At 55.1% G+C, this 18,543-nt stretch carries 21 protein-coding genes and 3 tRNA genes; 10 read left to right on the top strand and 14 right to left on the bottom strand.

Translation table 11 applies throughout. The features are described from left to right. Window positions 1–278 precede the first annotated feature (278 nt). The 5 genes from GN112_RS06950 to GN112_RS06930 form a co-directional block, all read right to left on the bottom strand. On the bottom strand, window positions 279–638 hold the full coding sequence (locus GN112_RS06950) for an HVO_A0114 family putative DNA-binding protein (protein WP_155309538.1): 360 nt from the start codon (window positions 636–638) through the stop codon (window positions 279–281). Between the two features lie 4 nt (window positions 639–642). Then, window positions 643–1,005: a toxin-antitoxin system TumE family protein gene (locus GN112_RS06945; protein ID WP_155309537.1), complete on the bottom strand. Its 363-nt coding sequence runs from the start codon at window positions 1,003–1,005 to the stop codon at window positions 643–645. Window positions 1,006–1,061: 56 nt separating this feature from the next. Then, window positions 1,062–1,619: a hypothetical protein gene (locus GN112_RS06940; RefSeq protein ID WP_155309536.1), complete on the bottom strand. Its 558-nt coding sequence runs from the start codon at window positions 1,617–1,619 to the stop codon at window positions 1,062–1,064. A 302-nt stretch (window positions 1,620–1,921) separates the two neighbouring features. Next, window positions 1,922–1,998: transfer RNA gene (locus GN112_RS06935), tRNA-Lys, on the bottom strand. A gap of 89 nt (window positions 1,999–2,087) precedes the next feature. Further along, the gene (locus GN112_RS06930) at window positions 2,088–2,846 is read right to left on the bottom strand and encodes an RNA 2'-phosphotransferase (RefSeq protein ID WP_155309535.1); all 759 of its coding nucleotides are present in this window, start codon (window positions 2,844–2,846) and stop codon (window positions 2,088–2,090) included. Window positions 2,847–2,949: 103 nt separating this feature from the next. Here GN112_RS06930 and hemL point away from each other — a divergent pair, with 103 nt between their 5' ends. Further along, entirely contained in the window at window positions 2,950–4,233 is a 1,284-nt protein-coding gene (hemL, locus tag GN112_RS06925; protein ID WP_155309534.1) for a glutamate-1-semialdehyde 2,1-aminomutase, read from the top strand. A gap of 74 nt (window positions 4,234–4,307) precedes the next feature. Here the strand turns inward: hemL and GN112_RS06920 are convergent, their stop codons facing one another. The 4 genes from GN112_RS06920 to GN112_RS06905 all read right to left on the bottom strand — a co-directional run bounded on the left by GN112_RS06920 (window position 4,308) and on the right by GN112_RS06905 (window position 7,730). Further along, window positions 4,308–4,568, bottom strand: a complete 261-nt coding sequence (locus GN112_RS06920; RefSeq protein WP_155309533.1) for a hypothetical protein — start codon at window positions 4,566–4,568, stop codon at window positions 4,308–4,310. A gap of 155 nt (window positions 4,569–4,723) precedes the next feature. Further along, entirely contained in the window at window positions 4,724–5,659 is a 936-nt protein-coding gene (locus GN112_RS06915) for a M23 family metallopeptidase (protein ID WP_155309532.1), read from the bottom strand. A gap of 22 nt (window positions 5,660–5,681) precedes the next feature. Continuing rightward, window positions 5,682–6,041 carry a hypothetical protein gene (locus GN112_RS06910; protein WP_155309531.1) on the bottom strand — a complete coding sequence of 120 codons (360 nt, stop codon included), beginning with the start codon at window positions 6,039–6,041 and terminating at the stop codon, window positions 5,682–5,684. A gap of 183 nt (window positions 6,042–6,224) precedes the next feature. Continuing rightward, on the bottom strand, window positions 6,225–7,730 hold the full coding sequence (locus tag GN112_RS06905; RefSeq protein WP_155309530.1) for a sigma-54 interaction domain-containing protein: 1,506 nt from the start codon (window positions 7,728–7,730) through the stop codon (window positions 6,225–6,227). Between the two features lie 443 nt (window positions 7,731–8,173). Between GN112_RS06905 and mpl the strand changes: the two genes are divergently transcribed. The 9 genes from mpl (at window position 8,174) to GN112_RS06860 (ending at window position 16,003) form a co-directional block, all read left to right on the top strand. Beyond that, the gene (gene mpl, locus GN112_RS06900; protein ID WP_155309529.1) at window positions 8,174–9,598 is read left to right on the top strand and encodes a UDP-N-acetylmuramate:L-alanyl-gamma-D-glutamyl-meso-diaminopimelate ligase; all 1,425 of its coding nucleotides are present in this window, start codon (window positions 8,174–8,176) and stop codon (window positions 9,596–9,598) included. An 88-nt stretch (window positions 9,599–9,686) separates the two neighbouring features. Next, on the top strand, window positions 9,687–10,616 hold the full coding sequence (locus tag GN112_RS06895) for a biotin--[acetyl-CoA-carboxylase] ligase (RefSeq protein ID WP_155309528.1): 930 nt from the start codon (window positions 9,687–9,689) through the stop codon (window positions 10,614–10,616). Window positions 10,617–10,689: 73 nt separating this feature from the next. Then, window positions 10,690–11,250: a biotin transporter BioY gene (locus tag GN112_RS06890; RefSeq protein WP_155309527.1), complete on the top strand. Its 561-nt coding sequence runs from the start codon at window positions 10,690–10,692 to the stop codon at window positions 11,248–11,250. Window positions 11,251–11,255: 5 nt separating this feature from the next. Next, the gene (locus GN112_RS06885; RefSeq protein WP_155309526.1) at window positions 11,256–12,008 is read left to right on the top strand and encodes an energy-coupling factor ABC transporter ATP-binding protein; all 753 of its coding nucleotides are present in this window, start codon (window positions 11,256–11,258) and stop codon (window positions 12,006–12,008) included. Further along, complete coding sequence (locus tag GN112_RS06880; protein WP_155309525.1) at window positions 11,996–12,736, top strand: energy-coupling factor transporter transmembrane component T family protein; 741 nt, start codon at window positions 11,996–11,998, stop codon at window positions 12,734–12,736. The genes GN112_RS06885 and GN112_RS06880 overlap by 13 nt, the downstream gene beginning before the upstream one ends. Before the next feature lie 191 nt (window positions 12,737–12,927). Then, complete coding sequence (gene trkA / locus GN112_RS06875; protein ID WP_155309524.1) at window positions 12,928–14,292, top strand: Trk system potassium transporter TrkA; 1,365 nt, start codon at window positions 12,928–12,930, stop codon at window positions 14,290–14,292. After that, window positions 14,293–15,741, top strand: coding sequence for a TrkH family potassium uptake protein (locus GN112_RS06870; protein WP_155309523.1), 1,449 nt, complete (start codon window positions 14,293–14,295; stop codon window positions 15,739–15,741). It begins immediately after the preceding gene. Between the two features lie 92 nt (window positions 15,742–15,833). Next, a tRNA-Lys gene (locus GN112_RS06865) sits at window positions 15,834–15,909 on the top strand. Window positions 15,910–15,925: 16 nt separating this feature from the next. Continuing rightward, window positions 15,926–16,003, top strand: a tRNA-Glu gene (locus tag GN112_RS06860). A gap of 125 nt (window positions 16,004–16,128) precedes the next feature. Here GN112_RS06860 and GN112_RS06855 read toward each other — a convergent pair. From GN112_RS06855 to GN112_RS06835, 5 genes are all read right to left on the bottom strand, one after another. Beyond that, window positions 16,129–16,299, bottom strand: coding sequence for a hypothetical protein (locus GN112_RS06855; protein WP_155309522.1), 171 nt, complete (start codon window positions 16,297–16,299; stop codon window positions 16,129–16,131). A 167-nt stretch (window positions 16,300–16,466) separates the two neighbouring features. Continuing rightward, entirely contained in the window at window positions 16,467–17,201 is a 735-nt protein-coding gene (locus tag GN112_RS06850; protein ID WP_155309521.1) for a hypothetical protein, read from the bottom strand. A gap of 3 nt (window positions 17,202–17,204) precedes the next feature. After that, a complete protein-coding gene (locus GN112_RS06845; protein ID WP_155309520.1) occupies window positions 17,205–17,549 on the bottom strand; it encodes a hypothetical protein in 345 nt (114 codons plus the stop codon). After that, entirely contained in the window at window positions 17,546–18,094 is a 549-nt protein-coding gene (locus GN112_RS06840; protein WP_155309519.1) for a hypothetical protein, read from the bottom strand. The genes GN112_RS06845 and GN112_RS06840 overlap by 4 nt, the downstream gene beginning before the upstream one ends. An 88-nt stretch (window positions 18,095–18,182) precedes the next feature. Then, a complete protein-coding gene (locus GN112_RS06835) occupies window positions 18,183–18,398 on the bottom strand; it encodes a helix-turn-helix domain-containing protein (RefSeq protein ID WP_155309518.1) in 216 nt (71 codons plus the stop codon). Between the last annotated feature and the right edge of the window lie 145 nt (window positions 18,399–18,543).

The raw sequence follows: 18,543 nt of genomic DNA, 5'->3' as shown, positions 1-18,543 counted from the left end.
AAATGACAACTTAAAAGATGGTGTTAAAGTTGCTTTTGAAGACAAACCGACGGGCATACGTGATTAAACAGTGAGGTGTGTTACCGGAATTCGAAATGAGCGAAAAGTGCTATAAATTGGTTATGTTTTCCGCAAAAAAACACGAAAAATGGTCAAAAAAAACCTTTACACACTTTTGGAGGTGTACACGTGTGCAGGTGTTGTGGTGGGATAAAAAAAGCCGCAAACCATTGACTGGTGGGGATTTGTTCGGCGCCGTTTAGGGTGCGGAATTTACGTTATATGTTCAACTCCACCTTGAACTCGGTGGCCTTCACCACCGGCCGGACCGTTCCTTTTTCCCGAACAAGATCCACGATGCCGTAATTTGAAAGGGTCTTCAGCGTCCTTGACAGGTTGGATTTTTTTCGGCCGGATGCCTTTTCGAGTTCTGTCAGAGAGTCAGGAGCACTGTCCCGGATAATCCGTAAAAGCCGCTGATTCTGCCCGCTCAGGACCTGCCCCAGGGACTCCATGGATTCGAACCAGACCGTGGGCTCGTTCTTTTTCGGTTTGTATTCACCCTTGGCAATGGCAATGGTCCGTTTGCGGTAGTCGTCTTTCGACAGGATGCCGATTTTCATCACACTCTTTTTCATAGCTTCATCCCCCGGTCTGCTGATCAACAGCCTTCCAGAAATCATCGAGAAGTTGGCCAGCAGACTCAAATTCGTACGGTTCAACCTTGTCCATGTGGTGTTTGTGGTCCCAGGTCACTTTGCGTCCGGAAAACCGTTTCCGGCCCTTCGTCCTGATCGCATGAGCGTTGTCGAATCCCACCACGCGGACATTGTTTCTGTCATGCAAGGTCAACGAATACCGCATCCCATGGGGAATGGCAGGCGATGGAGTGACGCTCTTCGCTTCGAACTTGACCCAATAGCCGTCATCCATCATGAAAACTTCGCCATCCAGGTTAAGGAGCGTGTCAAGCGGTCCAAATTCACCTACGGTATCGGTTCCCATACCTACCTCTTGTTATCATCTGATAATAATTTGTCAATAGGAAGATGCGATCCTTGTCACGCCTTTTTACGCAGGCGGATCACCTTGGCGCCTTTCTTGACTTCGGCAGCCCGCTCAATGGTTTCGATGGCTTCCTTCAGATCGGCATCGGCAAGCTTGCTGTACTTGGCGGTCATGACCAGGGTGGACAGCTTTTCCTTTGCCGCTGCCAACACCTGGCTTGTCTGGCCTTTAAGACTGGGTGTTTTCTTTTCGGCCTGTTCCCAGGCATCGGTTTTGAAGCGGTTCAGCTCAGTTGGGGAGATACACTCGAGGGTTTCTTGAACTTTCTGGTCAATCTTTCGATCCCACTTTTCGATATCAGCCAGGAGTTCCTGTTCGGCGCGTAGCGCTTCAAGGTCTCTTTCCTTCTGCCGGCGCTCCAGAATACGTTGCTCCTTTTGGGCTGCCTGCCGAACCTTCAGGTCCTCGGTGCCCCAGCCATTTTCCAGCGAACGCTTCAGGAATGCGGGAAATCCGCCATTTTTGGTCGAATTGTGGGTGGCATATTCGAGCTCGGCAGCGACGTACGACTTGCCGTGGGTTTTTAGATACGTGTCGATGCTTGCCAACACGTCCCTGTGGTCCTGGTAAATCCTGGGGATGCGGGAGCGGATGGATTCTGGAAAACGATTTTTAAGATCGACAGCCGCCGCTTCGGTGGTTGTTGTTGTTTCTGTAGTAATCTCTGTAGTGGTTTCTGTATACGTCCCCCCACTTTTTGGGGCATCAAAGAACCTTGAAATGGTAGGTTGAATATCCGTTCGATCACAAGGTCGCCCACCTTGTCATTTCCTTGTCATTTTTTAAATAAAGCCCCCCTAAAAAACAAAAAAGCGAAATCGGTATAAACAACCGATTTCGCTTAATATCTTTTTGGTGGGCCGTGAAGGAATCGAACCTTCAACCTACTGATTAAGAGTCAGGTGCTCTGCCTAGTTGAGCTAACGGCCCTCTTTCAAGTCCGTGAAACAAAAGCGCTTTATAATAGCCTGAATTCGGTTTGTCAATCTGTTTTTTGCGGTGGCATAAAAACGATCCGGCTATTTGCCGGGCCAGCGGCCGTCACCGGTTCTACTTTTGTGCTTACGGTCCCGTTTCCACCTGTTCTTCTGCTTTTCCGTCCGTTTCGAAGCATTTTTAGGGGGGGACGAAGCGGATGAGATATCCATAAAATAGCTGCCTGGTGTCTTCGGCCGGGCCGGCGCCACGGCGGTGTCAGACATTTTCCCGGGGTCCCGTTTTTCCGGCAGTGGCGGCCCGCTGAAACTGCCTACTGGTAGGGTGTCGGTGAGCATCAATTGGTTGCCGAAGCAGAAGAGAGCGGCGCCGGTGCTTTTTAAATGGTCGGTGTTCACCGTTAGGATCACCGGTGCCGGATCGATGCGGCGGCCCAAACGCTCGGCCATGGATATTTCGCGGGCCAGTACGATTCGCGGATCACAATGGCCGGCGCGGATCCCCTTCTCCAGAATCACCGCATACCCTCTGCGGCGAACGGGATGGTAAAGCAGCTTCGGAGTGCCCTGGGCATGATCCGGCAGGATGAGATGGGTGCGGTCGACGGCGCGGATTTGATTGCCTTCCGCTTCCAATGATTGCAAGGCAGCCGTGCAGAGGACTTCGTGGATATGGCTTTTCCGGACATGGCGCCAGCCGGCTTCTTCGTTTAGGGCTTTCATCAGGTCCTTGATTTTAACATATCCTTTGGTGTCGGGTATCAGACCGAATTCATCCGGCTGCCGACCGAGGACATAGGTAAGGAATTTGGCCAGTTTTTCGACCTGGTGACGATGTTTCATCTGTCGGTGTTCCGTAGGGTTGCCGGCTTGACCTCATGATTTTGCTCTGGTAGTTTCGCCTCCATCAATGACGAGACCATTATATAAAGAAAGGACGTCGTCCATGCAAACGGATATTTCCTCCCAACTGTTCCAACGTGCCCAGAAACTGATTCCCGGTGGGGTCAACAGCCCGGTCAGGGCCTGCCGATCCGTGGGCATCGACCCCCTGTTCATTCAGCGGGCCGACGGATGCCGGTTGGTTGATGCCGACGGTAACAAATATATCGATTACATCGGTTCATGGGGGCCGATGATCCTGGGTCACCGGCATCCGGCGGTCATCACCGCCCTTTCCGCGGCGCTTGAGCAGGGAACCAGCTATGGCGCACCAACGGAACTCGAAATAGAACTCGCCGAATTGATTGTTGACGCTGTGCCTTCCGTGGATATGGTCCGCATGGTCAATTCGGGAACCGAGGCCACCATGAGCGCCATCCGGCTGGCACGGGGGTACACCGGCAGGGACAAGATCATAAAATTTGACGGCTGTTACCACGGGCACGCCGATGCCCTGCTGGTCGAAGCCGGATCGGGGGTTGCCACCCTGCAGATTCCCGGCAGCCCGGGGGTGCCTGCCGAGTTTATCGGTCATACCCTCTCCCTGCCTTACAACAATGTCGACGCGATCCGAACCGTGATGGAGCAGCAGGGCGATCAGATTGCCTGTGTCATCGTCGAACCCGTCGCGGGCAACATGGGGCTGGTTCCCCCGGTGGCTTCATTCCTTGACACCCTTCGCCAAACCACTCAAGAATATGGGGCGCTGCTTATCTTTGATGAGGTGATGAGCGGCTTCCGGGTCGCCCTGGGCGGTGCCCAGGAACGCTATGGGATAACCCCGGATCTTTCCTGTTTCGGCAAAATCATCGGTGGCGGACTGCCGGTGGGTGCATACGGCGGACGACGGGAAATCATGGAACACGTCGCCCCCATGGGGCCGGTCTACCAGGCCGGTACGCTTTCCGGCAACCCATTGGCCATGGCAGCCGGGATTGCCACGTTGAAGGCGCTCAACGCACCGGGCTTCTATGAAAAGCTGGAGGCTCGCGCCAAGCGACTGATGGATGGCCTGGCCGCCGCCGCAAATAAAGCGGGCATCCCCATCTCCTGTGCACGGGTGGGGAGCATGCTGGGGCTCTTTTTCACCGAACAGCCGGTGAACAATTATGCGGATGCAAAGAGGTCCAATCTGGAACGGTTTTCCGTCTATTACAAAGGGATGCTCGATAATGGAATCTACCTGGCACCGTCCCAGTTCGAAGCTCTTTTCCTGTCCGCCGCCCATGACGATCAGGCCATTGCCAAGACCCTGAGTGCCGCTGAAACGGTTTTTTCCCGGCTTTAAGGAATCGAAAACCGAAAAGCCCCTTTTCCGGATCCGGAAATGGGGCTTTTTTTGTTTGGAGGGTTGCTCTTGGATCAGAAGGTGAAGTTGAAGCGGACCCAGGGGGTTGACGTTTGCTGCCACTCCTCTTGGGGCGTTAATTCGGATTCTCCCTGAACATAATCGATAATACATTCCACATCGATGTTCATCGACGACCGGCTCGACAGCGGGAGCCTGACCCCGCGATCATTATTTCGATTCATGGGGATCGGGCTCTCTGACTGAACCACCGCATGGACGTTGCCGGCGGCGCTTCGGTACAGATCATGGGTGGCACCGCTGCAACCAGCCATGAGGAGTGCTACCACCAAAAACATAAAAAGAGATCGTTTTTTTGTATTGGTATTGTTTTTTGGTGTCGCCGGTACCATGGAATTAAAACTCCGTGTCTTTTTTTGTATTGATCAACCCATTCAAGTGTCTACTTTTGTGTAGCCTTGTTTTGCGGTCAGTTCAGGAAATAATTCATCGGATTGACATTCACCCCGTTTATACGGACTTCGTAATGAAGATGTGGACCGGTGCTGCGACCGGTATTGCCCACCAGGGCGATAACTTCCCCTCTTTTGATCCGCTCACCCTTCTTTTTCAATAATTTTGAAATGTGGCCATACCGGGTGGTCATCCCGAATCCGTGCTCAATGGTTACCATATTGCCCATCAGGCCTTTCTTGGCGGAATAAGTGACGATACCGTCCGCAGGGGCGATGATTTCAGATCCATGCCGGGTGGCGATATCAAGGCCGCGGTGAAATTCCCGGCGGCCGGTAAAGGGGGATTTTCGATGACCGAATCGGGAGGTTATCCACCCTTTTACCGGACGAATGGATGGGGTTGCCGCGAGCAGGTTGCGTTTGCCTTCAAGCTGGTTGAAAATGGATGCAAAAGAGTCCTGTTGGACGGTTGCGTGTCCACTGATTTCGTTGAACTGGGCGTGCATGTCCCTGACCATTTCGTGATAATCGATTTCTATTATCGACTCGGCATCAAGGTCATCCGGATCCGATCCGCCAACGCCGAACATGCTTTCGCCATCATCGTTGGGATCAAGGTTGGCGATGATGCGAATTTTGTTTTCGAATTCACGGAGATTGGCCAGTTGTTTGCCCAGGGTGTCAATTTTTTGAGCAAAAGCGGCCAGTTGGTCCCGCTGCTGAGCAACCATTTCCTCCTGCAGGCGCAGGTTGGCCTGGGTCTGAAATGCATCTCGGGTTTTTGCCTTTAGGCGGCAGTAATCTGAAATGCCCCAGTATAATCCGAATGTTAGGGCCAAACCAAGTGCCGCTGCAACGGGGAGCAGCAGCCGGGGAATGGCTGCTTGCCGAACAGGCGTGCCAGTGGCGTCAAAAATCAGAACGGTCAGCTTTTTCTTCATTGTACCCATTTTGAACAGATCCTGAATGGCCTTAGTTCTGAAGGGGTGATGGTCCGGTTACCGGAACCAGATCAATCGTACAGTGCCCTTCGAAACGACCTTCCCGTTCGTTACTGATATGGCCAATTCGGGTTTCGATCTGCTTTTTGGGGCACTGAGTATCACTGCTGTAATACGTCATGTTCATGACACTGCCGGCCTTGAGCTTGGGAAGTACCGCCGAATTTTCTTTGACCACGACAAACATCGGGCTGGTTTCACTGTGCCAGATTTTGAACTGATAAAGTGGATGCGGTTGGTCCAGAGCGAATTCCACACTGTAATAGCCATTCGGTGCCATTGAGGCCTTGAATTTTTTGGTGGTGCGGGTGTGCAAGCGGGTGACTGTCATAGCGATTCCTCCAGGATGCAGAAGTCTGCTCAGATTCAATTGTTTGATAAAATCAAAGCAATTAAAATGCCAATTGTTGTGTCCGTATTGGCGGCATTGTGGGTTTAAACCGACTATCGGCGGTTATGGAAAAGTCTTGAGTGATTTAAAACAGGTCTAAACAATACCAAAAACGATGGGAGGTCAGGCCAAATCCCGCATACCGTAGCGGGTAATCAGCCGTGACAGATAGGTTCGTTGAATATCCATAATTTTTGCGGCTTTACTTCTGTTTCCGCCGGTATGCTGCAGATTGAGCAGGATGAACTCTTTTTTAAATTCATTGAGGGCTTCATCGAGGGTGAGTCCCACCCGCAAACCGGCAAACTTGGGCAGGGATGCCGAAATGGGCAGATCTTCGGGCAGAATGGTTTTGCCGTCGCCCATAACCACCGCCCGTTCAATAGCGTTGCGCAGTTCCCGAATATTTCCGGGCCATTCGTAATGGGTCATTTTATCCATGGCGTCTTGGGAGACGGTCAGATTCAACAGACCGGTTTCTTTTTTGAATACCTCCAGAAAATGGTTGACCAAAAATGGAACATCTTCAAGCCGCTCTCTCAGGGGGGGAGTGTCGAGCTGAACGACGTTCAGCCGATAAAACAGATCTTCACGAAAATTTCCCTCTTCAACCTCCTTTTTGAGGTCTTTATTGGTGGCTGACAGCACCCGAACATCAACGGTAATCGGTGTGTTGCCGCCGACCCGATAAAAGACCCCTTCCTGAAGTACCCGAAGCAGTTTGGCCTGGATGCCCGGGGCCATTTCTCCGATCTCATCGAGAAAGAGACTGCCTTCATGGGCAGCCTCAAATTTTCCAATTTTACGGCTGGTTGCTCCGGTAAAGGCACCTTTCTCATGGCCGAACAGTTCCGATTCGAGCAGCGGTTCGGGAAGCGCGGCACAGTTGAGGACCACCAGTGGTTTGTCCCTGCGTGGACTCTCGCGGTGGATCAGGCGGGCCACTAATTCCTTACCGGTTCCACTTTCCCCTTGAATCAGGGCCGTGGTTTTGGTTCGTGAAAGTTTCTGGGCATCTTTCAGTACCTTGTCCAGGATTAAGCTTTTGCCGATGATTTGATGCTTTTCGCCTAACTTTTTTTTCAGGTCCTGATTTTCCTGGCGGACCTGCTCGAGGCTCCTTGCACTGCCGATGGCCAGAGCGGCAAGGTTGGAAAATTCTTCGAGGACATCCATATCCGCCTGGCTGAACCGGCTGTCGTCCTGTTTGTTGATGACCTGCACCACGCCGATGGTGCGATCGTTTATCTTCAGGGGCACACAGGCCATGGAACGGGTTTCAAAATCGATGCGATCGCTGATCGTGCGCATCCATCGGCTGTCCTGCTGTGCATCGGCAATGAGCAGGGCTTGTCCGGTCTGCGCCACATGGCCGGCGATACCCTCACCCAGCTTTACCCTGAACTCCTTGACCTCCTTGCCCTTGGTGCCGGTGGCCACTTTGAAATAAAGCGTGTTGGTTTTGGTGTCCATCAGAAGCAGCGATGCGGCCTCTGCGCGCACGACATTGGTGGCCGATTCAATAATCAGGTGGAGTAGCTTGTCCAGGTCCTGTACGGAAGAGACCCAGGACGAAATTGCCTTCAAGTGATCAATCGGTGTGGGGGTATCCACAATATCTGTTTTCATAATTCTATCGTTTTCACATTCAGTCTGCCGGCAGTGGTCACTTCCGGCCTGAAATGACACCAGATTATTCTATGCATCCGTTCGGAGCCAAATCAAATTGTTGATATTCTAATCGATTATTGCCCTTTCGACATCGCTGCCCCTACCGGCGCGACCAGTGATTCGCTGCTGGCGTCGTGGACAAAAACACCCTGGTCCGACTTTATGGCCAGGCTGGTAAAAGGGTTATCGGCAACATTGAGTCGATCAACAGTCCTTTATTCTGATAAGCTCATGGTCACTCTCCGATAAAAGTCGTTTCGATGTGGCCAGAACGTTTTTGCGGTCCCTCAAGTCTGGCGGGATTGCTTGTGATTCCTCTGTAAAAAAGGTATTGTGGCGCTATACGAAAGCCCGCCAGGGAAAGTAATTCTCTCATTATTAGATCAAAGGACACTGTGGTTATGGTTTTGCCGGAAAACAACCGCATCCCGGACAAGGTGACGACCATCCACCTGATCGCTGTCTGTGGCACCGCCATGGGCGCGCTGGCCTGTCTGCTCAAAGCAAAAGGGTACCAGGTGACCGGTTCGGACAACAACGTCTATCCGCCCATGAGCCGATTCCTTGCGGAAAAGGGGATTGCGGTAATGAACGGATTCGATCCTTCCCACCTTGCCTACCGACCGGATCTGGTGGTGGTGGGCAATGCCGTCTCCAGGGACAACGCCGAGGTGGTTGCCATTGGACAGATGGGCCTGTGTTACTGCTCCATGCCCCAGGCGGTGAACCGGTTTGCCGCGGCCGGAAAGCGCCAGTTGCTGGTAGCGGGAACCCATGGCAAAACGACCACGTCGGCGCTTTTGGCCTGGATTCTCTATTGGGCCGGCCGGGATCCTTCGTTTATCATCGGTGGCATTCTGCCCGATTTCAACAGCAATTACCGCAGCGGAGAAGGGAACTGTATGGTGATTGAGGCGGATGAGTACGACACTGCGTTTTTTGACAAAGGACCCAAGTTTCTTCACTATACCCCGGATGCCGCTGTTTTGACCAGTGTAGAATTTGATCATGCCGACATCTATCGGGACCTGGATCACGTTCGCGAGGCGTTCGGGCGTTTTGTTTCCATCTTCAAATCTAATGCCCTCCTGGTCAGCGCGGACGACAATCCCGATGTGATTGCATTGGCGGCCCAGGCCGGCTGCCGGCGCCAATCCTACGGCCTAGGGGACGATTCCGATTGGCGTTTGGATGAAATCCGGGTCGAGGCGCCGCTGACCCATTTCCGGATACTCAAAGGGGGAAAGCCGTATGGCCGTTTTCAGAACCGGCTGATCGGTGCGCACAACCTCAAAAACACCCTGGCTGCTGTGGCGGTGGCCGATGACCTGGGGGTGACGCCGGATCAGATTGCCGGTGCCTTGGCGCGATTTTCCGGCGTTAAGCGGCGCCAGGAGATTCGGGGAGAAAAAAACGGGATCACGGTTGTGGACGATTTTGCCCATCATCCCACTGCCGTCAGGGAAACGGTTCAGGCGGTGAAAACCCATTTTTCCAAGAGCCGGCTAGTTGCCGTTTTTGAACCACGCACCAATTCCAGCATGCGCAAGGTGTTTCAGAACGATTATGCCACGGTTTTCGATGCTGCCGACCGCATCTGCATCCGTACCCCTTCCATGCTCCAAAAGGTGCCCGAAGGCGAGCGGTTTTCCAGCCATCAGCTGGTTGTCGACCTGAAGAAAAGGGGCAAGGATACCACTCATTTTGATGATACCGATGACATCATCAATGATCTGCAGCACTCATCAAAACCGGGTGACGTGATTCTGATCATGTCCAATGGCGGGTTTGACAATATCCACGAAAGGCTGCTCAGCGTCCTTTAAGGGCAGAGACAATCTGTTTGCCCTCCATTGCTCTATTGACTTCTGTTGACCAATCGGGTTAACCAGTCTTTGTCGAAAGGTTAACCAGATGACCCCCAAAGAGAAGATCACCACCATTTTAAAAGAGAGCGGCGATGTGGTTTCCGGTGAGGTCCTCAGTGCCCGGCTGGGCATCAGTCGGGTATCGATCTGGAAACACATCCAGGGGCTGGTCCGGCAGGGCACGCCCATTGAGACCACACCCAACGGTTACCGGCTGCCCCCGGATCCGGACAGCCTGATGCCATGGGCGTTCGGGGCGCGCCAGGCGCAGATTCACTATTTCCCAGAAACCACCTCCACCATGGACGAAGCCGTCAATTTGGCGCGCCAGGGGTGCCCTGACTTCACCGTTGCCGTTGCCGAACGCCAGACCCACGGCCGCGGGCGCATGCAGCGTACCTGGCTTTCGGCCGACGGCGGCCTCTTTTTCACCGTCGTTATCAAGCCAGCGGCCATGCCCCTTATGCAGGCGGGCCTGGTCAACCTGGCGGCAGCCATCGACATGGCCGCCGTAATGCGCGAGATCCACAAGGTGGATGCGCGCCTCAAATGGCCCAACGACATCCTGGTCGGCCAGCAAAAGATCTGCGGCATTCTCTCACAAATGAACACCGAGGGGGACCATGTGGACCATATGGCCATTGGTATCGGCCTCAATGTCAACAACGCCCCGGAGACCGAAGAAGCCGTCGCCATATCGCTGAAAGGCCTGCTCGGCCGGCCGGTCCCCCGCCGGGAGATCCTGCTGGCCTTTCTGGAGCGGTTCGAAACGCGCATCGCCGCTTTCGATGCCGAAAAGGTCATCGGACAGTGGCGGGAGAGCAATGCCACCCTCGGTCAACGGGTGTGTGTGTTTACATTCAAGGAGAAGGTCGAGGGAACGGCTGTGGATCTGGACGCCCAGGGGGGGCTGATTCTGCAGCAGGACGACGGAACCCGCCAGACCGTGATTTACGGAGATTGTTTCCATCGCTGAGGTTCCTGTTTCCCCTGTCGTGTTGACCGCTTATCGGATTTAGAAAACCATATCAAACTGGAGAACACCAATTATGGAATCCTCCGCCCTGCAGCTGAAACGCATGATCTACGCCTCGCTCATGGCCGCTTTGACCGCGGCCGGTGCCTACATCGCCATTCCCATCGGGCCGGTGCCGATTGTTCTGCAGAACCTGTTTGTCATGCTGGCCGGCCTGCTCCTGGGCGGCCGCTGGGGGCTGATCAGCATCGGCGTCTACCTTCTGGCCGGTGCTGTGGGCTTACCGGTTTTTGCCGGTGGTACCGGTGGTATCGGAAAATTTGTCGGTCCCACCGGCGGATACCTTTTTGGATTTGGCGCTGCCGCTTACGTGGTCGGCATCATTGCCGAGAAAGGCCGCGGCCGGGTGGTGGTGGATGTGTTGGCCATGCTGGCCGGCACCGTAGCCATTTACGCGTTTGGGGTGCCTTGGCTCAAGGTGGTTACGGGCATGAGCCTGTCCAAGGCGGCGGCCGTGGGCATGCTGCCGTTCCTGATCGGCGATGCCCTTAAAATTGCCGCCGCGATTCCCATTGCCCGATCCTTGCGTCCGATTATCGACGGGGCCACCGATCCCGTGCGGGTCGCCGGATAAAATCGATGGCCACCGTTATCCAGACCGATCACCTGACTCACCGTTTTGCCGATGGGACCCTGGCGCTGGACGACGTCAGCCTGGCCTTCCAGCAGGGCGAACTGACCGTGGTCGCCGGCGCCAATGGCTCGGGAAAGACAACCCTTTTGCGCCACCTCAACGGCCTGTTGACGGCCCAGCATGGATCAGTGCGGGTGTTCGGCCATTCGGTGAAGAAAGATCCCCTGGCCGCCCGCAAAGCCGTGGGCATGGTTTTCCAGGATGCCGACAGTCAGATTGTCGGCGAAACAGTATACGACGACGCCGCCTTTGGTCCGGAAAACCTGGGCCTGGACCGGCCGGAGATCGACCGCCGGGTGAACCGGGCCCTGGCCGCCGTCGATCTTGTGGGGCTGGAGAACAAACGGCCTCACCATCTTTCCGGCGGTCAGAAGCGTCGCCTGGCCATTGCCGGTGTCTTGGCTATGGAGCCGCAGGTGCTGCTCATGGACGAGCCCTTTTCCAATCTGGACTATCCGGCCACCAGTAGGGTGCTGGAACAGATCCTCGACCTGGATCGGCGCGGACACACCATTATTATCACCACCCACGACCTGGAAAAGATCATCGCCCATGCCCGGCGGTTGGTGGTCATGGCCGAGGGCAGGGTGGTTGACGACGGCCGCCCCGAAGCGGTGATCGGCGGGATTGCCCGGCATGGCATCCGTCCGCCCTGTTCCGTGCAGCTGGGCAAAGGTATCCGTCCATGGGTGAACTGACCAGCTTCGGTTTCACGCCTGGCCGATCAGTGCTTCACCGCTTAGATCCCCGGACCAAGCAGATGCTGCTGATCCTGCTGGGGGGTGTTTGCCTCAAGGGTAATATTGTTTTCCTGGGGCTGCTCTCCCTTACCCTGGGGCTGCTGGGCCGCGGTGCCGGGCTCTCCATTTCGCGGCTGATCGCGGAAACCCGTTACTTCCTTTATCTTCTGGTGGTTGTTTTTATTGCTCGCGCGGTCCGTTTTTCCGGCAGCTGGATACCGGTGGTTTCCATGGGGTCAATAGGCGAGGCCGGCATGGTTTGCTGGCGCCTTTTCCTGGTCGTGGTCATGGGAATCCTGCTGGTGGCCACCACGCGAGTTGCCCATATTCGTGCGGCCCTGGTCTGGTTTCTGACGCCGGTGCCCGGAGTCAATTCGCGCATGGCGGCCACCATGGTGGGGCTGGTGGTGCGCTTTTTGCCCCTGATCCTGTTTCAGGCGGCTGAAATGGCCGAGGCCCAGCGCGCCCGATGCATCGACCGGCGTAAAAATCCGTTGGCCCGCCTGATGCACGCCACGATCCCATTGTTCCGGCGCGTTTTCCTAGGAGCGGATGAACTGGCCGCGGCCATGCAGGCGCGTTGCTACAGCGATTACCGGACCCTTCCCGATCTGACCTTTTCCCGTTTGGATACCATCTCCCTGGGAGCGGCCCTGATGATTTCAGCAACCGCATTTTTGCCCTGATCGGGGCATTCCCATTAAAGCTCCGTGCTCCTTCTCCCGAAACCCTTCCCCGGGCGCGGTGCCCGGTCATCGGTCAGCATTCGTATCCCTTGGTTTGACACGATTTCGGTGGTAGTGTAAGGCATACCAGCAAAAAATCGGAATGGGTGCGTCACGATGAATGCTTGGCCCCGGTTTAAAGGAGTGGCATCTTGAAAATTGTTATTGTTGGCGCCGGTGAAGTGGGGTTTCATATTGCCAGCCGGCTGGCGATGGAAAACAAGGATGTGGTGGTGATCGATGCCAATTCGGAGGCCGTCAAACGGCTTTCCGAAAGCATTGACGTCCAGACGATTATCGGTTCGGGCAGCAGCCCCGCCGTCCTTGAAGAGGCCGGTATCCATGAGACGGAAATCATGCTGGCGGTGACCGATTCCGACGAGGTCAACTTGGTGGCCTGTCTCGTGGCCGATACGCTTTCGCCGACCACCAAGAAGCTGGCCCGCTTGAGGGGGGCCGATTTTGACCGCTACCACGATGCCTTCAAAACCAATGCACCCCATATCGATACCGTAATCAACCCCGAAACCGAGGTGGTTCGAACGATTCAGCGGCTGATGAGCGTCCCCGGCGCCGTAGATGTGGGCGAATTCGCCGATGGCCGGATCAAGTTCGTGGGCGTCTACCTGGATCCCGGATCACGACTGGCCGATGTCCAGCTTGCCGACCTGCCCAGTGTCATTCAGGAAGACCGGCCCCTGATTGCCGCTATCGTGCGCGACGACCGGTTGATTATTCCCAAGGGCGACAACCATCTGCGCGGCGGCGACCTGGTCTATTTCATCAGCGAAGAGAAAAAGCTGTCCCGGCATCTTTCCATTTTCGACAAGCATGTGACCCCGGTCAAGCGTGTATTGATCGTCGGTGGCGGTCGTATCGGATATCGCCTGGCCCGACGGCTGGAAGAGGATTCCCTGTCGGTCAAGGTCATCGAACGCCGCGCCCCGCGTTGCGACTACCTGGCCGAGCAGCTTGACCGGGCCGTGGTGTTGCACGGTGACGGATCGGATCAGAGCCTGCTGTTGGAAGAGAACATCCATGATGCCGATCTGGTGGTCACCCTGACCGGTGACGAAGAGACCAACATTCTGGCATCGCTGCTGGCCAAACGGCTGGGGGCCAAAAAGACCATTACCCAGATCAACAAGTTCAGCTACTTCCCGCTCATGTCGACCATCGGTATCGAACAGGTGGTCAGCCCGCGCCTGTCGGCCATCAATACCATTTTACAGCACATCCGGCGCGGCAAGGTGCTTTCGGCCATCTCCATCAAGGGGGAAGAGGGCGAGGTAATGGAAGCCCTGGCACTGCCTACCTCCGATATCGTTGCCAAGCCGCTCAAGCGGATCGCCTTTCCCAAGGGGTCCATGGTGGCCGGGATCATCCGCAAAGATACCATCATCATCCCCACCGGTGACAGTATCATCGAACCGGAGGACCGCATCATTATTTTCGCCACCCGGCAGTCCGTTCCCGGCGTGGAGAAGATTTTGGCCGTCAAACTGGAGTATTTCTAAATGCGCTGGCGGTACATCATCAAAACTGTCGGCGTGCTGAATCTCTTCTTCGGTGCCACCATGCTGGTCCCCCTGGTTTTTTCCCTGTTTGCCATGGACGGCAGTCTGATGCCGCTGCTCAAGGCCATGGGGGTTACCCTGCTGGTGGGCGGCGCCGTGGTGGCCCTTTTCAGGCATGAAAAGACCGAGTTCATGAGTCAGCGTGAAGGCATGGCCATCGTGGCCGTGGGCTGGACGGCCATCGGTCTGTTCGGTGCGTTGCCCTTTTATTTTTCCGATTCGGCCTTCACGTTTACGGATGCGTTTTTTGAATCGGTTTCCGGGTTTACCACTACCGGATCATCGATCCTGACCGACATCGAAGGCCAGAGCCCGGGCTTGCTGCTCTGGCGCAGTTTTATCCAATGGCTGGGGGGCATGGGGATTATCGTGCTTTCCATCGCCATCCTGCCCTTCCTGGGGGTCGGCGGCATGCAGCTTTACAAGGCCGAGGTGCCCAGTCCGGTGCCGGACAAACTCAAGCCGCGCATCCGCGATACAGCCATGATCCTCTGGAAGGTGTATGCCCTGTTCAGCGTGGCCGAGGTGGTGCTCCTGATGGTCGGCGGAATGACCCTGTTCGATGCCCTGAACCACGCCTTTACCACCATGCCCACCGGCGGATTTTCCACCAAGAACGCCTCCGTGGCCCATTTCGACAGCGTATATATCGACGGGGTGATCACCCTGTTCATGCTACTGGCCGGGATCAACTTCTCGTTGCACTATCAGCTGCTTAAGGGGCGTCCACTGGCCTTCTGGAAAGATTCGGAATGCCGCTTCTACTTGGCCATGTGCCTGGTCCTGACCCTGGTGGTGGCCGCCAATATCTACCATACGGTCTATGACAATGTCGGGCAGGCCCTGCGTTACGCCGCGTTCCAGGTGGTCTCCATCGTTACCACCACCGGATATGCCACGGCCGACTACGAACTGTGGCCGGCCATGTCCCAAGTGATTATTTTCTTGTGCATGTTCGTGGGGGCGTCGGCGGGGTCCACCGGTGGCGGCATGAAGTGCCTGCGCATCATGCTTGGCTTCAAGTATTGCTACAAGGAGCTTTTTTCCATGATCCATCCCCGGGCGGTGACGCATATCAAGATCGGCGGCAAAGGCGTTCCCGAGGATGTGATCCGCAGTGTCCTAGGGTTTCTGGCGCTTTACATGGCCCTGTTTGCCCTAAGCACGGTGCTTTTGGCCGGCATCGGGGTCGATTTCGTGACCGCCCTGGGTGCGGTTGCTGCCACCATTGGCAACATCGGGCCGGGTTTCGGCATGGTGGGGCCGGTGGAAAATTTTGCCGCGATTCCGTGCCTGGGAAAATGGCTGCTTGCCTGGTGCATGCTGCTGGGGCGCCTTGAAATCTACACCTTGATCATTCTGGTGGTTCCCGAATTCTGGCGTAAATAGGGGCATTTGCACGAAATTAAAAAAACCGGACCGCAATTGTTTTTAGTGTTGACAAAAAAAGGTTTGACGTGTAGAAACGGTTTTTCTCTTTCGGGCCGTTAACTCAGTCGGTAGAGTATCTGCCTTTTAAGCAGAGAGTCGTTGGTTCGAGCCCAACACGGCCCACCAGAGAGATAAAGTTTGCGTCCCCATCGTCTAGCCTGGCCCAGGACACCGGCCTTTCACGCCGGCGACAGGGGTTCGAATCCCCTTGGGGACGCCACTTTTTACATACATTTTATTTCCCTGTTTTCGGCCACTTAGACAACGCTGTTTATCTAAGTGGCTTTTTTGTTTCCATGGTTGGAAAAACCGATTCACACCCTATTTCACACCCCTGGGGATATTTCACACATTTTTCACACCCACCACCCACCACTGCCAAAAGGTTTTGTCACCGGAAACGAAAACCCGCAGGTCCAGTGTGTCGGCGCTGATGCCGGTGCTGGTTTTGGCCAGGTTGTCCATGGCGGCCGCGGTCAGACATCGATGATAATGTCGGCAAAGGTAATTTCGCATGGGCAGAAATAGGTAAGCCCCCCGGCCGTGGTTCCGGGGGGCTTTTGCCAGGTCTGGCCCTGGCGGGCGAGCGACACTTGAAAGGAGTGAAATTTAGTCACTTCGTTGATTATGCGGCATCAACGCGGGCCGGACCGGTGGCTAAGGCCGGTCAGTGCACAACCAATTCACATGCCCCATGTCCGGGGTATTTCTTCGAACTGGGACTCAGGCAGCGGGCTTTTGGCACCGATGTTTTTCGAAATTGCGCTGGAAATGCCCAATCGGGAATAGGCGTCTTGTTCTTCCGGTGGGGATTTTGAAATCGCAACACCATGCGGACCGCAAGGCGCGTTGCACTGTCCCTGGACGTGCCGCCAATGAGTGATGAACGTCTGCCGGTAGTCTTCGGCAATTTCTCCACGGACAATCTTGAAATAACCGGCGGGAGACGATTCCTTTAACTGCCCTTTAAGCTCATCGATGAGCTGGTCAAGCTCGGTGATTCTCTTCTCACGTTCGGCGTCGGTGAGCGTCTCGCCGGTCCGCTCGGCAAAGATAAGATCGATGGCGGCTTTGACGTCGCTCCACGCCACGTTCGTACAAACCCGCTCCCATTGCGGATTCCGGCTGGTAACGTGAAGTAATCGGGAGAACGGATCGCGCGACCCAGAATTCGTCTCGCGCAGAATTTTTGCAAGGTAGGCGATACGTTTCTGCTCGTAAGCCTCCCATGAAGACTTAAAACGTGCAACCATATCCCGCTTCGATGCCTGGACTTTTCGGACCTCGGACTTCTTCTCGCGCATGAAGAGAATCTCTTTTTGAATCTCGCCAGCATTGAGATAATCGTCGATCCATTCATAACCAGATAAGGCTGTATAATGCGGTGGGTTTTTCCACTCAAGAAAACCGTAGCCCATGGTTTACTCCTCTCGCCGGTTTGCTTGTTCGATGAACTGGCGATGAGCATTTGGATGGCTCCTGGCAATCCGCTGCATCGCTTCGGTGCGGGAACATTTACGCATCGTCTGACACTGTTCCACCATTGTCATAAAATCCTTTTCGCCGGCATCTTCCGGGCTGGCGTCCAGGGTACTGCCGGACTGCAGGAAAGCCGCGTGGGCTTCTGGATGCTTTCCGGACACGGCTTGCATGGCGGCCGTAAGGCTGCATCCGGTGCGTTCGCGCTCTTGCCTGACCAACTGCTGAAATGTCGGCTCAGCTTTCTCGGGTGTTTCGTTTTTCTCAAATTTTTTTTCTTTACTCATTTGGGAATCTCCAAATTCGGGTTTTTGCTTTGAATGAATCGGCGGTGCAGTTCTGGTTGCTGGGCAGCCACCCGGCTCATGGCCTCCGATTTGGTGACCTTCTCAGACTCCATGATCCGTTCCACAGCGGCCATAAAGTCGGCATCCCCGGCAGGCTGATTCAATGCCGATTCGAGCTCGGCCCGGACCGCGTGCAGCTTTCGCAATTCGGCAGATTCCCTTCCAGGGGTGAGTTGCGGCGCCAGGGCTTCGTACTGCGAAGCCGTCATGCCAGATTCAATGATGGCCTGAAGGCGTTGACCTTCGGCCTCACCAAAATGCACCTTTGCCAGGCCGATGATGCGGTCGCGGGCCGCCTGTACGGACGGCTCCTCAATTTCAGCAATCCGAGCTTGGCGGGCATCGTCGCGAATCTGGCAGGCCTCTTCGTAGAAGGGCGTGTCCTTCAGCTGTGCGCAAATATCACGGTCCAAATCGATTGTTTTGCCATACCCGACCAGCTCAAAAGTCCTGCTTTTTCTTGGCATGTCGATAACTTCGGTCATGTTGTTATCCTTCGTGGGAGGTTGGCCCCGCCGGCCGACGGTGGCGATGCCCCATGTGTACCATGGTGTCGGCAAATCGCCGAGCGCGTCAGTCGCCCGAGTCGCCCGAGTCACGAAAAATTCCGTTATCGACCTGGAAGATTGTGATTTGGTCCTGAATGTAATTGTTGAGCGAATCCTCGACGATCCTGACGGCGCCACGGGTTTTGAGTCCGACGATTGATCCGTCCTCGAGAAGGCGATAAACGTGTCTGGTCGAGGTATCCAAAATTGCAGCTGCCTTTTGTGCGGTAATCAATTTCATTCTCGATTCCACCTCGAAACCGTTGATGGGTGCACGCCGAAAATTGATGCTATTTCAGATCTTTGCGACTTGTTTGCGTCAAATTTGTGCATGGTGCCATCTTTTCGATTGCCTGGGGTGCGTGCGCACCGGAAAATGGGGGGTC

It is taken from the genome of Desulfosarcina ovata subsp. ovata, from assembly GCF_009689005.1.
Taxonomy (GTDB): domain Bacteria; phylum Desulfobacterota; class Desulfobacteria; order Desulfobacterales; family Desulfosarcinaceae; genus Desulfosarcina; species Desulfosarcina ovata.
Note: the sequence above shows the minus strand (reverse complement) of the source record. Positions and strands in the feature narration are given on the sequence as shown.